Source organism: Anabaena sp. CCY 9910, assembly GCF_963920875.1.
Lineage (GTDB): Bacteria > Cyanobacteriota > Cyanobacteriia > Cyanobacteriales > Nostocaceae > Trichormus > Trichormus variabilis.
The window spans coordinates 1-15,878 of the sequence record NZ_CAWUDJ010000044.1; the positions used below are offsets into that span (position 1 = coordinate 1).

General features: G+C 38.9%; 10 protein-coding genes. 7 read left to right on the forward strand and 3 right to left on the reverse strand.

What is annotated here, in order from left to right; all coding sequences use genetic code 11:
* The first annotated feature begins 226 nt into the window (after positions 1 to 226).
* Both ACM5QX_RS23990 and ACM5QX_RS23995 read left to right on the forward strand, forming a co-directional pair.
* Positions 227 to 2,101 carry an AAA-like domain-containing protein gene (locus tag ACM5QX_RS23990; RefSeq protein WP_414755832.1) on the forward strand — a complete coding sequence of 625 codons (1,875 nt, stop codon included), beginning with the start codon at positions 227 to 229 and terminating at the stop codon, positions 2,099 to 2,101.
* 3 nt (positions 2,102 to 2,104) lie between these two features.
* The gene (locus tag ACM5QX_RS23995; RefSeq protein WP_414755833.1) at positions 2,105 to 4,561 is read left to right on the forward strand and encodes an AAA-like domain-containing protein; all 2,457 of its coding nucleotides are present in this window, start codon (positions 2,105 to 2,107) and stop codon (positions 4,559 to 4,561) included.
* A 156-nt stretch (positions 4,562 to 4,717) separates the two neighbouring features.
* Here ACM5QX_RS23995 and ACM5QX_RS24000 read toward each other — a convergent pair whose 3' ends face one another.
* Both ACM5QX_RS24000 and ACM5QX_RS24005 read right to left on the reverse strand, forming a co-directional pair.
* Positions 4,718 to 4,930 carry a hypothetical protein gene (locus ACM5QX_RS24000; protein WP_414755834.1) on the reverse strand — a complete coding sequence of 71 codons (213 nt, stop codon included), beginning with the start codon at positions 4,928 to 4,930 and terminating at the stop codon, positions 4,718 to 4,720.
* A gap of 137 nt (positions 4,931 to 5,067) precedes the next feature.
* Entirely contained in the window at positions 5,068 to 5,769 is a 702-nt protein-coding gene (locus ACM5QX_RS24005) for a hypothetical protein (protein WP_414755835.1), read from the reverse strand.
* 446 nt (positions 5,770 to 6,215) lie between these two features.
* On the opposite strand from ACM5QX_RS24005, the gene ACM5QX_RS24010 reads away from it, so the two are divergent.
* The 3 genes from ACM5QX_RS24010 to ACM5QX_RS24020 are packed head-to-tail and all read left to right on the forward strand — an operon-like array spanning position 6,216 to position 12,303.
* Positions 6,216 to 7,976 carry a pentapeptide repeat-containing protein gene (locus tag ACM5QX_RS24010; protein ID WP_414755836.1) on the forward strand — a complete coding sequence of 587 codons (1,761 nt, stop codon included), beginning with the start codon at positions 6,216 to 6,218 and terminating at the stop codon, positions 7,974 to 7,976.
* Positions 7,977 to 8,013: 37 nt separating this feature from the next.
* Positions 8,014 to 9,807: a pentapeptide repeat-containing protein gene (locus tag ACM5QX_RS24015; RefSeq protein ID WP_414755837.1), complete on the forward strand. Its 1,794-nt coding sequence runs from the start codon at positions 8,014 to 8,016 to the stop codon at positions 9,805 to 9,807.
* A 3-nt stretch (positions 9,808 to 9,810) separates the two neighbouring features.
* Complete coding sequence (locus tag ACM5QX_RS24020) at positions 9,811 to 12,303, forward strand: tetratricopeptide repeat protein (RefSeq protein WP_414755838.1); 2,493 nt, start codon at positions 9,811 to 9,813, stop codon at positions 12,301 to 12,303.
* 126 nt (positions 12,304 to 12,429) lie between these two features.
* On the opposite strand, the gene ACM5QX_RS24025 is transcribed toward ACM5QX_RS24020, so the two are convergent.
* Positions 12,430 to 12,579, reverse strand: coding sequence for a hypothetical protein (locus ACM5QX_RS24025; protein ID WP_414755839.1), 150 nt, complete (start codon positions 12,577 to 12,579; stop codon positions 12,430 to 12,432).
* A gap of 254 nt (positions 12,580 to 12,833) precedes the next feature.
* Between ACM5QX_RS24025 and ACM5QX_RS24030 the strand changes: the two genes are divergently transcribed.
* Positions 12,834 to 14,840 (forward strand): pentapeptide repeat-containing protein, encoded by a 2,007-nt coding sequence (locus ACM5QX_RS24030; protein ID WP_414755840.1) that lies wholly within the window; start codon positions 12,834 to 12,836, stop codon positions 14,838 to 14,840.
* 287 nt (positions 14,841 to 15,127) lie between these two features.
* Positions 15,128 to 15,877 (forward strand): hypothetical protein, encoded by a 750-nt coding sequence (locus ACM5QX_RS24035; protein ID WP_414755841.1) that lies wholly within the window; start codon positions 15,128 to 15,130, stop codon positions 15,875 to 15,877.
* Position 15,878: the final 1 nt, after the last annotated feature.

The window sequence follows — 15,878 nt, forward strand, 5'->3', positions numbered from 1 at the left end:
ATGGACATTGCACAGTAGATGACCTCAATTCATCCCTCTATTATGCAACGCCGAATTTTCTTATCGTACTGGTATTAATACAGGTTTTTATAGCTTAAGTGATATTGTTGATTCTCTTAGAGAATACTTTTTATTGGATGATTTAATTAGTAGCACAGGGATTATATTTGTCTGTCATAGTATGGGAGGGATTGTAACAAGACGGTTTCTTGTCAACCAACATTCAATGCTAGTTGAAAGAGGTTTGAATAGGATTGGTCTATTTTTAGTAGCATCACCTTCTTTGGGTTCTGACTATGCAAATATGTTGGGGCTTCTATCAAGTGTTATGGGGCATACTCAAGCCAGCGCACTGAGATTCTCTCAAAGTAATGTGTGGCTCAATGATTTAGATAAAGATTTTATCAATCTCAAAGGAAACAAGGATTTACAAATTAAAGGCAAAGAGTTGATTGAAGATTTGCCACTATACGGTAAAGGATTTATAAAAAAACAAATTGTTGAACCTTTCTCTGGTGCAAAGTATTTTGGAAACTCATTTAAGGTTCCCGGCTCAGATCACAGTACAATTGCAACTCCTGCCAATAAAGATGCAGTACAACATCGGTTACTAGTTCAATTTATTAAGGAGTTTCTCCAAGAAGAAATTCTGACTCCAAAGCCTGATAGAAGCTTGAAAGGGCAGACAGAAAAACAAGTCATTAACAACGACTTACGCAATGCCCAATTTAATGGCGGATTAATTAATGCCGATACGGTAAGTGTTGGGCAAATGGGCGGGAACGTATACAATATTCATTTCGGTCAGCAGCAGGCAACATCAGGTAATACACCCTCATCACCGCAGAGAAAAGAGCGATCGCCTACGGCGGGGCGTAGTTCATCGCCGCAAGAACGAGATTCCCTTGAGAAAGTTTATACACTGCAAAGCCAAAAAGTTGACAGGCTAAGAAACGCATGGGTGATTGAAACAGATCCATCACGCAAGTTTCAGTATGAGCAACAACTTCAGACCGAAGAACGCACATTAAGAGAACTTGGTGACAAGTTAGATGCAATGGAGCAGCAGTTGCAAACTACTGAGAAGCCAAGAGTAGAAGCAGAAAAAGATATATACATAGAACGCCCACCAATTGAGGACAAATGCTACAACGCAATTGTGCAACCAGGGGCGTTAATCCGCATCAAAGCCCCTCAGCGAATGGGTAAAAGTCTTTTACTAGAGAAAATACTAGATTATGCTAGAAAACAAAGTTACGAAACAATAAAACTAGATTTAAAACTTGCTGATAATTCTACTTTAATTGACTTGAAAACCTTCTTGCATTGGTTATGTGTGAATGTTTCTGATAGGCTGAATCTAGAAGATAAAACAGAAGAATATTGGCAAGATAACTTAGGGATTAATACAGGCTGCACTCGTTATTTTCAAAGATATATATTATCGAATATCAATACTAATTTAGTTTTTGCTATAGATAATTTTGAGAGATTATTTGAACATGACAATATATTTTCCGAGTTCTATTTACTATTGCGGAGTTGGTATGAAACAGCGAAGCAAGGGGATAGAATGGGAAAAATTTGGAAGAAATTACGATTAATAGTAGTTAACTCTACAGAGGTTTACCCAACATTGGACATAAACCGTTCACCATTTAATGTGGGGGTAGCAGTAGAGTTACCTGAGTTTAACCAGCAGCAGATCCAAGAGATGATTAGGCTATATGGGCTAGATCATCTTTTTTCACAAGAAGGATTGGAGCAGTTAATTAGTTTGATAGGTGGACATCCGTATTTAGTGCAAGAAGTAATTTCTCAACTCAAAGAGCAGGAAGTATCGTTACAAGAACTATTAACATTAGCACCAACAGAACAAGGAATTTTCAGTTATCATCTACGGCAGCAACTAGAAGCATTAGAGAAAGATGCTCAGTTAAAGGAGAGTTATAAAAGAGTAATAACAGCAGATCAGGCAGTACAACTTAGTCCAGAGGTTACTTTTAAATTACATAGTTTGGGGCTAGTTAAAATAGTACGCAATGACTGTGTTGCTAGTTGTGATTTGTACCGACAGTATTTCTTGGCAAGATTGAGGTAATCTATGCACGACCAGTACATTTTCTCTGGAAGCTTACCTGAAAATGCCAGCACGTATGTCAAACGCCAAGCAGATGATGAATTGTATGAGGCATTATTACAAGGAAGGTTTTGTTATGTATTAAATTCAAGGCAGAGTGGTAAGTCTAGCTTGCGTGTCAGAACAATGAGCCGCTTGAGTGAAGCTGGAGTAGAATGTGCAGCTATTGACTTGTCATCTATTAGCATTCAGACAGCAACTCAGGAGAACTGGTATGCAGATTTGATTGTTAAGCTTATTGATAGTTTTGTCTTAGATGTAGACTTTAAAAGCTGGTGGGAGCAGAATAACGTAAACTCTCCATTACTAAGATTTAGCAACTTTCTTACTAAGATACTGTTAACTGAAATTACTGAAAATATTGTAATTTTTATTGACGAGATTGATAGTGTACTCAGTCTGAATTTTCCTACGGATGACTTTTTTGCTTTTATCCGTTCTTGTTATAACTTGCGAGTTGATAACCCAGAATACAACCGTCTCACATTTTGTTTACTGGGAGTAGCATCACCAACTAGCTTAATACAAGATAAGAATCGTACCCCGTTTAATATTGGTCAAGCAATTTCCCTTAAGGGTTTTCAATTGCATGAAATTGAGCCATTAGAAAAAGGATTACATGGTCAATTCACTAATCCCCATATAATAATGCAGGAGATTTTGCAGTGGACTGGGGGGCAACCATTCCTAACTCAAAAGCTGTGTCAGTTTATGGTTGAGGAATCAACGCTGGAAGATCCCCGTTCAGTTGAGCAAGTTGTTAGATCACGGATCATCAAAAACTGGGAATCACAGGATGAACCTGAGCATTTGCGAACAATTCAAGCCAGGATTTTGCGAGATGAGCAACGGGCTGGGTATTTACTTGAGTTATACCAGCAAGTCAGATTGGCTCAGGAGCGATCACTCATTATCGCAGACGATACGTTAGAACAAAGTGAGCTACAGCTTTCGGGATTAGTTGTTAGACAGGAAGGTAAACTGAGGATATATAACCAGATTTACTGGGAAATATTTAACTCCAGTTGGATTGAGACTCAATTAAATAATTTGCGCCCATATTCAGAAAACTTTCGCTTTTGGGTGGCATCGGGTGGTGTTGATGAATCACGGTTGCTGAGAGGCAATGCGTTACAAGAAGCAGAAGAATGGGCAAAGGATAAAAATTTAAGTTATCAGGATAAACAGTATTTAGCAGCTAGTAAAGAAAAAGAAATTCAGGAGAAAATTGCTATCCAAGAACAAGAAGCTGCTTTTAAACGTGAGAAAGAGGATAGAGAAGCGGCTGAGGCAAGAAATCAATTGCTTAGTAAGGCTAACACGAAGGCTAAAAGAATAATTAGTGTTGGGTTTGTCGCTTTGTTTGTTACATTTCTGGCAGCATTAGCTATTGGATTATCGTCTAGAAAACAACTTCATGAAACTCAAAAAGAAGTTGAAGCTGTTCAAGAATTAAATAAATTAGCTGGGGAATTACAGAGTAAGGAAAATTCTAGCTCACAAGATATTACTTTTAGCTCAACTAAAGCTTTGAAATTATCTGCCTTATCTTTTAATATCAATAATTATCAACTTAAACAAGCATTAGTATTTGCTGCTAGATCCCAAGTATATCAACAACTGAAAAAGGTAGAAGAAGCAGAATTAGATATCAAGCAAAGTCAGTATTTTTTAGAACAAGCAGACAATAAAACTTTAGATTCAACCCAAGGTTTACAAGTTCAAGTATTGGTACATAAAATCCAAGGTGATTTACTAGCCCAGAATGGAAAAACTCAGGAAGCAATAGAATCATATAGTAAAGCTTTTAAAATTTTAAAAGCTCATCGTAATGAAACTGATTTTACTAAAGATAATCAGTTGCTTACAGGTGAAAATATTGAGTCAGTTTATCGGAGTTTAAGGGATCTAAACCATCAAGATAAAGACTTTGAAGCATCATTAACACAACATTTATATGCTCAACTTGAATACTATTTAAAAGCTAAAAACTGGGAAGCGGCTGACAGTGAAACAAATAAACTGATGCTTAATATCGCTAAAAGAGAAAAAGAAGGATATTTAAATTATGAGCAAATAAATAATTTTTCTTGTCCAGACCTGCAAACAATAAACGACCTTTGGTATAGCAATTCAGACAAACGTTTTGGCTTTAGTGTGCAGAAGAAGATATGGATTCACAATGGGAATCGGCTAGGTATAAAACTAGAAGACTGGACTCCTAAAGATACCGAAAATTACTTGCGGTTTGCTAGGAGACTTGGATGGTCTAATTACCAAGCAGGTAATATAGCCAATGAAATCATCAATGATAGGACTGGAATCAATGATAGGACTTGGGAGGGGGCGCTACCTACCTCAACTATAGAGGTTGGTTTTGGGGCGCTTGGGGTCTTTCTTTTCTCCCGTTGCGACTTGTGAACTTTAACATATAAGCTTTCAAAAGTTTGTAAACATTTATTTCTGCCTCATTTTCCACGCACTAATCAGCATTTCATGAATCCGATACCTGGCACTGGCGGCTGATATCAGTTCGCCTGAACAAATTTTGCTGCTACCTCATGTACCTCCGTACTTTCAGTCACTTTTTGCTTGTTCCAAGGTAAGCTCATTTGCCCAGGTGATAACTTTTTCGCCTTCGCCCCTTTCACTATCAATGGCAAGAAGCGACTTCCCCAGTGGTTCCGATTTTCTGGCTTCGGCTTTGGTTTGTATTTCTGGCAAAATTTGCGGTACTTCGCCGCACATTCTTCTAAAGTCTGCCCCAATTGCAAAAATGCCGGATGCCACTGAGTGATGCAATCGTTACTCAAGCGGTCATGAGTGCCATAGTTGCTAAAGTCGTGGACGGGGCATTGTATTTTTGTAGACCCAACAATTAAAAATTTTAGCCCCAAAACCCTACAAGTTGTTCTGATTCTGGTTACTCATCCCTGCACCGGAAACCGCCGCATCATCTCCGCAACCGCAACCGCCTCACCATCCGGCGTATACACAACCTTCCCTGACATCGCAATCACAATCCTTTGCTTCCTCGCCCGCTCAAACCAAGCGATCGCCGCCGACTTAACCTGTTGCGTTTCCACTTTTCTGCCCTCCTTGCAAGCCGCGACAAACACAGCCTCCGGTGACTTGACCCCTTTCCAAGTTCGCACTGCCTCCTTCAAATAAGCGATCGCCCCCGGCACATTCTCCCAATACTGCTTAACTGTACGCTGAATCTCCCCGTTAAGCCGAAACTGCGGGGTGCAAGGAATCTCTCGTAACTGCTGCAATACCTCCTGCACTTCTTGCTGACTAGGCTCTACTGATTTTTCTTGTGGTTCGGTGTAATCATCATCACCAGAGTCTTCGTTATGAAAACCTGACACGGCGGCGGAAGAATTACCCCCATGATGGTCTGTCTCGCTAGTCGAGTTAACCTGTCCTGGTTCATCAACGTAGCGACTAACCTGGGGCAACTCTGGTTCTGGGGTTTGCCCTGCTTCTTCCTGGTCACATTCCAAATTCTCGTTTTCCACTTCCTCGCTTTTAAAAGGCTCAACAGCACTGTGTTGTTGTGAAGCGAAGTCTTTGTAGTGGAAGTCTTTGATATGATCTGCTGGGAGTGAGCAGATCGATATGTCCAAATTGCTCACGTCGATCTGCTGATTTTGACAAATGCGATTCCACAAGGCTTGTACGTTCTCGACGTTCACAGTGAACCAGTTCGCTTGATACCAAGTCTTTTCACTGTGGCGGCAGACATCAATCAACTTGAAATTATCCCTTAAGTTGGCGATCAGCTACGCTGGGCGGTTACGCCATCGCTCGTCTGATTGCTGATGTGGAGAGAAATGGCAGTGTTTGCCCCCAATCCTTGCGCGTCTTCCAAAACCAAGGTCTACCATCACGCTTGATGTGCTTGGAAATCTGACAAAAATAATGAATCTGCTGGAGTATTACCAATAAAAACTGAAAAGGAGATTATAGCAACCAATATCCGTTTACTTGCCAAGAAATCTTGTGCTAAACTTCGTACAAGCACATACTTAAGCTTTATACAGTATAAACTATCGCTTTTATTTGCCTAACCATGCAAAAAGATTTCTCTGGTCAAAATCTCAGAGGTCGTTCGTTCAAAGGCGAAGACTTGGGCGGGGCAAACTTTAGCTATGCAGATATCCGAGGGGTAGATTTTAGTGGGTCTAATTTGAGCGGGGCAAACTTTAGTCATGCTGAAGCTGGACTACCGTTATATTGGGCAATTGCATTGATTATAATTTCATCTTTATTGACAGCATTTATAGGGATATGTTTACTATTTACTCATATTGTATTAACAGCCATTCTTACGTTTTCTAATAATATCAATATTAGCTTTAAATTTGGCATAATTTGTTCAATTATATTTGCTGTTGCTTTTACTATTCATAAGAGATTTGTAGCAGGTTTAGAAGCACTTTGTTTAGTCTTTACTGTGGCAGTAGCTATGGCAGTAATTACAAGTATTATTTTAGACATTACTACCAATGCTAAAGTAAATGTTCTTGGGAATTTTGCCGTAGCAGTTGCTTTGACTGTGACTATCGTTTTTATTATATTTTTTACTGTTGTTGGCATTATGAGTATTGCGGTGACTGCCGGAGTTGCAATAGCAGTTTTGGAGTCTGAAAAATTTTTTGTCTTAATTTTTTTCACTATTATTGTCACTATCTTTCTTCTTTTCGCTTTCATTATCTCAGTTTTTAATATTTATGAATCTGGAATTTTTACTGGAATTTTCGTGATTTTAAGTGCCTATATGGGAGTATTTGTTACAAGTTCTAAAAAGTATGAGACTGGTCTTAAAGAAATTTCTATAGCTGTTGCTGCTACGAAAGGCACTAAATTTCGTTTAGCCAACTTAAGTGATGCCAATTTCAGTCATGCCAAACTAAAAAATACAAACTTTGAAAAAGCTAACCTAACTAACGTCTGTTGGAATAATGCTAAAAAGCTTAAATATATTTATCCTATTAGAATTTATCAAGAGAATGAACAAGCAAATTCAGATAATATAGATTCCCATAAAAGCATTAACTTCACATTCAAAAATGGGATTGTTTGGGAAGCTTTTTTGTCTACTTATAAAATAATTGTTGACAATGAAGGTATTGAGCTAAATATTCAAAGTATTGAAAACAAGAATAATAATGTTTTAGTAATAAAAGTTCAAGTTCCTGAAGGAGCCAATAAAGCAAATATTTCTAATATTTTTAGACAAAAATACAAAAATGCACTGAAAGCTATAGAAGCAAAATACGAAGGAGAATTAAAAAATAAAAACAATCAAATGAGCATTTATCGTCAAGTTTATGAAGATAATTTACAACAAAATGCAAATTTATTAAATATTATAAATAAAATGGCTACAAGTCAGTCTATAAATATTCAAAATATAGCTAAATCAGAAAGCGAATCTATGTCAGAAAGTTCTAAGAAACAATCTAACTTTGATCTTAAAGGCGCTCAATTCGGTGGTGGTCTAGTCAACGCCGACACCGTAAACGCAAATCAAATCGGCGGCAACATCACCAACTATAACCCCGAACAAAAACAGAACCTTGCCCAAGCCGCAGCCGAAATTCAGCAGCTTCTCAACCAACTGAGCCAGACATACCCCACTGCAACGACATCGGAGAAAATGACAGTTGTGGCCAAGGCAGTGGATGAGATTGAGAGTAACCCAACACTAAAAGCACGGGTGATAGGTGCGTTGAAGGCTGGGGGAACGGAAGCGTTGAAGGAGTTAATCAACAACCCTTTGATTAATATACTGCTGGCATCAATCGACGAGTGGCAGGATGCAGAGTAGTTTGTTGGCAATAGGTGAGCAGAGGGGTTAGCTGGTGATGGCGAATGAGGAGCATCTGGCAATATTGCGGCAAGGGGTGGAGGTTTGGAATGAGTGGCGACAGAAAAACTCAGGTGTAAAGACTGATCTTAGCAATATAAATATCCATGTTATTGATGACCTTAAGGTATGCTCTGATGGCAAGATAAACTTAGAGAAAGCTAATTTTAGAAATACTAATCTGAGCAAAGCTAATCTTAGTGCGGTTGAGCTTCATTCTGCTGAGTTTGAAGATGCAATCATGCAATCTATTACTCTTAGTAATGCAAGACTTCCTTGTGCGGCACTCATGAAGGCGGATCTCAGGAACTCCGATCTTAGAAATGCTAACCTCATTAATGCCAATCTCGAAGGTGCTAACCTTAAAAGTGCCAATCTTGAAGGTGCCAACCTTAGAGGTGCTAACCTTAAAAGTGCCAATCTTGAAGGTGCCAATCTTGAAAATGCTAATCTCGCCGGTACCAAACTTATAGATACTAATTGTAAAAATGCCAACTTTACAGGATGTAAGCTGAAAAAATATGCAACATATGAAAGTAGAACTACTGAAAATGCTTACTTCTTGAGGACAAATTTATGTGGTGCTAATTTAATAAGTATAAGTAGAGAAATTCCTCTACGTAGCGTCTTAATTGACTCCTCTACAAAAATCGAAGATAAATATTATATTGTATGGAACATATTGAATAATCCTAAATATAGCCGGATTCTTAGTGGTGTCGATATATCAAGAACTAGTCTTGGCGGAGCTAACCTTGAAGCCGCTGACCTTAGCAGCGCTAACCTTGAAGGCACTGATCTGAGCAGTGCTAATCTTCGTGGTGCTAATCTTCGTGATGCTAATCTTCGTGATGCTAATCTTCGTGATGCTAATCTTTGCGGTGCTGACTTAAGTAATGCAGATTTCCTAAAAGCTCAACTTTCTTTTGCCAATTTCAGAGAAAGTAAAGTCAACTTTAGACTAAGACATATCGAGTTTGATCCTTTAGGGAGAAAAGAGAAAGTTACACGTTTGGAAGTGAAATGGCAAATAGTTTGGGAAATATTAAATAATCCAAATTATTCGCGCAACTTAGTTGGTGAAAACTTAAACGATGCTGATCTTAGCAATGCTGATCTGAGAGGAGCAAACCTGAAGGAAGTATCTTTTATCTCTACAAAATTGGATCGAGCTAACCTTACAGGAGCTTGTATTGAGGATTGGAATATAAATAGTTCTACAACCCTCAATGATGTAATCTGTGACTATATCTACCTTCGCCAAGGTCAACAAGAACGCCGCCCCAGCAGTGGTAATTTCGCACCTGGGGAGTTTACCAAACTGTTCCAAAAGTCTTTAGAAACTGTAGACCTAATCTTTCGCAACGGTATTGACTGGGATGCTTTCGCCTACTCCTTCAAAAAGCTAGAAGTCGAAAACCAAGGCGCACAATTGGATGTCCAAAGCATTGAAAAGAAGGGTGATGGTGTTCTTTTAGTTAGAGTAGCTGTTGCCCCTGACGCAGACAAGGTGAAAATCCACAGTGATTTCATGCAGGGGTATGAATTTGCAGCTAAAGTATTAGAAGCACAATACCAAGCAAGACTGGAAGATAAAGAAAAAGTAATCAACCAGCTATTTTCCACAATTAACCAGCAAAATCAGTTACTAGCTCAGACTGGTGATAAAGTCTCAATTTACTATCAACCTAATTCTCAATTTGCAGGTGGTATAGTAGATGCTATTAATGTTGATGCACAGCAAATTGGTGGTAACATTCAAAACAATAATACTGAAGACTTCCCAAATTAACCCATGACGGACGCAGAAGACCCGAAGCAAGTCAATAACAACGACTTACTCAATGCCCAGTTTGGTGGCGGGTTGATTAATGCTGAGAATGTTAATGCTGGGCAGATTGGTGGCGATGTCTACAATATTAATATCGATTTTAGCCAGCAGACACCAACAGAAGTCAAAAATATTGTTGACCGAATAGAACCAATACTAGAACGGCTTCAACAAATTCATCAACCAGAATCACCGGGGGTAATTAAGGCTGGGAATCCCGGTAAAAGTTTGGCTTACTGGCAAGGAAGAGAATCAGAAATTGCACAAATACAGCAATGGTTAATTGATGAAAATATCTTTCTAATTGGCATAGAAGGCATTGGTGGCACTGGTAAATCAATGCTGGCAGCTAAAATTTTTGATGAGATAACAGGGTTTCCGAAGCGATTTTGGGCTGATGTCAGTAATGGAGCAAGCTTCAGCGATTTAGCAAGAGAAGTATTAATAGAATTTGGCTTTCGGCTTCCAGAAAAAGAAGTGCAATTAGTAGATGCACTGGTTAATTGTTTACGTTCTGGTCAATTTTTACTAATTATTGATAACTTGGAAAGCTTATTACAACCTGATAGGCAGTGGGCAAGTCTATTGTATGGAGACTTTTTTCAAGCATGGATCGAGTCTGGTGCTAATAGTAAAGTATTAATTACTACCAGGGAAAGACCAGAATTAAAAGGCTTTCAATGGCTAACTCTGAAAGGTTTACAAGTAGATGAAGGGGTCATACTGCTAAAAGCATTGGGTATTCGAGGAAAGTTAGCAGAGTTTGTTGAATTAGTAGACGGGCATCCTCTACTGTTGAGATTGGTAGCAGATTTACTAAAAGAAGAATATTCACAAGATCCAAATTTAAGCAGACTAGCAGATTTAGGCTTGGGGAATCTGCGGCAGTTGCTGACAGATCCTCAAGTGGTAGGCATTCATCGCCGGGAAAATGTAGGGATGGTTTTGGTATTGGATGCTAGTTTTAATAGGTTGAATGACTTACAAAAGGCATTATTACTGAATATTAGTGTTTATCGTGGTGAGATTGACAGTCCAGCAGCAATAGCAGTTTTACCAGAAATTTCAGAACGAGAAATTGAGAGAGAATTGAGAAATTTGGTGAAGCGTTCTTTGTTGCTAGAAAAAATCAATGGCAAGCGATGCTTTGAGTTTCAGCCAGTAGTTTTGGAATATGTGCGCTACAAATCTGGGGATCAGGCTGAGGCTCATCAACGAGCTATTGATTACTATCGCTCAAGGGCTAAACAATTCCCTTGGACAACAAAAGACGATGTTAAAGAATACTTGGAAATCTTTCATCACTTATATCAATTGCAAGATTATAATTCTGCCTTTAATAGCATATCGGTTTGCAATGATTTTTTGACCTTACGGGGTTATTACACAGACCAAGTAGAATTATTTGGGCAGTTGGTGAGTAAATGGGAAGAAATAGGTGACAGGGGAAATTGTAATTATTATGCTGCTCTTATTTTATTGGGTAATACTTTTTACTTCCTTGGACAATATCAACAGCAAATAAACTGTTACCAGCAATCTCTAGATATATCTAGAGAACAAGGCAATATTAACTGTGAAAGTAATTCTTTAAACGGTTTAGGCATTGCATATAACTCTCTAGGACAGTATCAACGGGCAATTGGTTTTCTCCAGCAATCTTTAGAAATTAAAAGGAAGATAAATGATCGCGAGGGTGAAGGTAGTGCCTTAAATAATTTGGGCTATGCTTACAAGTCCCTGGGACAGTACGAACGGGCGATTGACTTCTCTCAGCAGTCTTTGGAAATCAATAGACAGATAGGCAATCTTAGTGGTGAAAGTATTGCCTTGGGCAATTTAGGTAGTGCTTATAACTCCCTGGGACAGTACCAACAGGCAATTAATTTCTTTCAGCAGTCATTAGCCATAGCTAGGGAGACAGGCGATCTTTATGGTGAAAGTAATTACTTAATGGGGCTGGGTAATATTTACAACTCTCTGGGGCAGTACCAACAAGCGATTGATTTCCACCAACAGTGTTTGGAAATTAAAAGGAACATAGGAGATCGCAATGGTGAAGGTTGTTCCTTGAACAATTTAGGAATTGCTTACTGCGCTTTGAAACAGTACCAACAGGCAATTAATTTCCATCAGCAGTCTTTGAGTATAGCTAGAGAGATAGGAGATCGCAAGGGTGAAGGCAATTCCTTAAATAACTTGGGCAATACTTACCGTTACTTAGAACAGTACCAATTAGCAATTGATTTTCACCAACAGTCTTTAGATATAGCTAAAGAAATCGGCGACATTCAAGGAGAAGCCGATTCCTGGTTTAATTTAGGTTTAGCATTAGAATACGTCAATCGGAAATCGGATGCACTTGTTGCTTATCGCAATTCTCTTGCACTGTCTAAGATATTGGGAATCGATGCGTATGTACAAGATTGCAACAATGCCATTAAGCGTCTTTCTTAACCAAAACACCTGTAGTTTCTCCCGTCTTGTAAGCATGGCTGTGTCGGTTGTGGCATTAAGTTTGGTTTTGTCCCATATAATTAAAAGTGACTGTAATCGCTCATGCCTCCCACACCAGTCTTTCACTCATCCCCGCCCTCCCAAAATTCCAGTTGCCCCTTCCGCACCCTCCAGTCCGGCATGACGCATGACAGCGCAGCCCTCCAACCGATCATCATAATTGTGGTGCAGCAAGTGGTCAAACTCATAAGCTATCACGGAATCGAAGACTGACACAGGTGCGGCTGCTGGTTGATGTGAGTCATGCCATCATGACAGCAAATTTTCATCTGAGCTTTTTTTTTGGGTAGACTTGGCTGTTTGTACCTGGACTTCTGGGTTGTAGGTATAAATTTATCTAAATATATTATATTTTACGTGGGCGTTCTCTGTAAATATCGCCATATCAAGTAAGAATTTTTGTGCTAAAGTCCGTGCAAGCCGATAACTAAAACAAATTCAAGGTAAATCCTGCTCTCTGCAACCTAGCTATGCTCCAAGACTATTCTCACCAGAATCTCAGAGGTCGTTCATTTAAAGGTCAAGATTTAGCTGGCGCAAACTTTAGCTATGCAGATATTCGGGGAGCAGACTTTAGTAGAGCAAATTTAGTAGGTGCAAATTTTACTAGCGCGAAAGCAGGACTGCAAAAACGCTGGGCTATTTTTTTAATGATACTCTTATGGGTATGGTCAGGATTGTTGGGAGTTTACTGGTTCATTTATGGTTACTTAGTTTCTCGAATATTTGATGGTGCTAAATTAGGCAATCAGATTGCAGGTTGGGTTAGCTTAAGCATATTGATCGCCTTCTTTTTACTAACCATACACCAAGGTGTCAAAAAAAGCTCAGAAATGGTATGGCTAATTTTAGTTTTAGCTTTAGGGTTAGCCATACCTTTTGCATACGGTGGAATACTTGCCATATGCTGTGGTGTAATCGGAATTTTAACTTCTTCTTTTGCTTTCATAGGAGTATTTGCTTTTATCTTTTCCAAAGCTGGCTCTACAGCTTTGACCATCACCTCATTTGTAGCTGGAACTTTAGCTTTATTTAATATTTATGTTGCTTGGCGAGCATTAAAAGGAGATGAAAAGTATCTCTTAATCGGCAATGTTGCTGTTTTAATTGCTGCAACAAGAAGTACAAGGTTTTGCAATGCTGACTTAACCAATGCTAATTTCACTAAAGCTTGGCTAAAAGGCGCAAATTTTAGAAATGCTGTCCTTATATCTACTCTTTGGTTTAATGTAAAAATGCTTCACCGTGTTTGCCCTGGCAACACGTATCTTCAAAATATCAAACTACAGCAGTTACTAATTAGAGGTCAGGGACAGAACATGAGCTTTGACCGTCAAGATTTACGTGGAGTAAACTTAAAAGGAGCTAATTTAAAAGATGCCAGCTTTAACGGCGCAGACTTAAGCCACGCTAACTTACACGATGCAGATTTAACCAGAGCCAGGCTAGTGCAAACCCAACTCGACGGTACTGACTTCACAGGCGCAACTCTCACAGGGGCATACATCGAAGACTGGAACATCACCACCAACACCAAGTTTGACGGAGTGCGGTGTGAATACGTTTATATGCGCCTGCCCACCCCAGATAACCCAGACCCACACCGTAAACCAGACAATCGCCAGGAAATGTTTGCAGATGGTGAATTTGGTGATTTCATTAAACCGATTTTTGATACTCTCGACTTGTACCATAGTCAAGGCGTTGACCCCAGAGCGATTGCAATCTCGTTCAAGCAGTTAGCCGAAAATCACCCAGAGGCAGATTTGCGGATTGTAGGAATGGAAGTGCGAGGTGAGGATAAGTTTTTGCTCCGTGCCAAAACAGCGATCGCTGCCGATAAATCCGAACTAAGTGCAGAGTATTTCGCCATGTATAATCAGCTAAAAGCTCTGGCAGAACAAGAAGTTAAAGCACTAATAGCTGAAAAGGATAGCAGAATCGCTGATTTACAGAATATGGTAGTAACATCACTACAGCGTCCTAATTTTTATTCAAACGTTGAGCAGGTAGGTTTTATGACTAACAATCCTGGTGGTTTTTATGTTGGTGGTGATATCAACAATGTTCAGGGTGACAATAACCAACAAAGGGTCAGTAACAAAACTTCTAACTTCAACCTACAAAACGCTCAATTTGCAGGTGGTTTAGTCAACGCCGACACCGTAACTGCTAACCAAATCGGCGGCAACATCACCAACTACAATCCAGAGCAAAAGCAGAACCTCGCCCAAGCCGCAGCAGACATTCAGCAGCTTCTCAACCAACTGAGCCAGACATACCCCACGACTACTACATCACAGAAAATGACTGTTGTGGCTAGAGCAGTTGATGAGATTGAGAGTAACCCACCACTGAAAACACGGGTAATTGATGCGTTGAAGGCTAGGGGAACGGAAGCATTTAAGGAGTTAATAGACCATCCTTTAGTGAATATACTGCTGGCATCAATTGAAGGATGGCAGGAGGCGGAGTAGACATTAATATTTAATTTTCTAAAATACTTTTAAATAATTATGGTGTCTTTTACTATTCATTACGCTGATCAAACTAAAGCGGCTACAGTTAATTGTTCTGAAGAACTACCATACAACAGATTATAGAACGCGCACAACAAGAATGGAACCTGCCAATAGAGGTTAATTATGCAATTCATTTAGAATGTACATGGCAGCAGTTAGATCGTTCTAATACGCTCAATTTAGCAGGAATTAATAATCATGATGTTCTTGAACTGTATCCAATTCTAGAAGCAGGAGGTGGTATGATTGTAAAAAGCTTAATTATTGAGCAATTAGAAGATGACGGCACTTTAAAGACATTTAGAATGCTTGCCGAGCCTAACAGTGAGATAATTGTTGCTTTTGCCGATGAATATGAAGAACCTAGAGAAGGGCCAGTTTATTTTCTTGATAAAGAGTATCGTGACACTTTTATAAAAGGTTTTGCAAAATGTGAGTCGCGGCGTTTAGGTAAAAGAACTTTTCGGTTCTTAAATAATCAATATGAACTAAATATTTTTTGGAGAGGAATAACTACAGAAGTTAATCAGCTTTCTTTGTATTCTTTATCTTTGCCAATATATGCAGTTCCTCATATTATTCAAATTAGGGATTCACAAAATTCATCTCGTGAATTTAAGCGAGATGTGGTAAAAGACGAACAAAATAATCGTTTCATAATATATTTAGAATGTCGCTCAAAATATAGTTTATTTGATTTTGATTTAAATTGTAAATTTAGTATTGATAATTTAAATTTCTCTTCTGCCCAATACCAAGATTTTCTTACTAAGAATAATGATTATCCAAATATACTTAACTTCGTATTACCATCTGAACAAGAGATTAAAGTTCAAGAATTTCTAGAGAAGCCTGTATTACAAAATAGTATTACTATTTATAACATACATAACTCGCAGTTTGCCGGGGGCATCGTGGACGCTACTAATGTTGACGCACAGCAAATCGGTGGTAACATTCAAAACAACGACACTGAAGACTTCCCAAACTGAC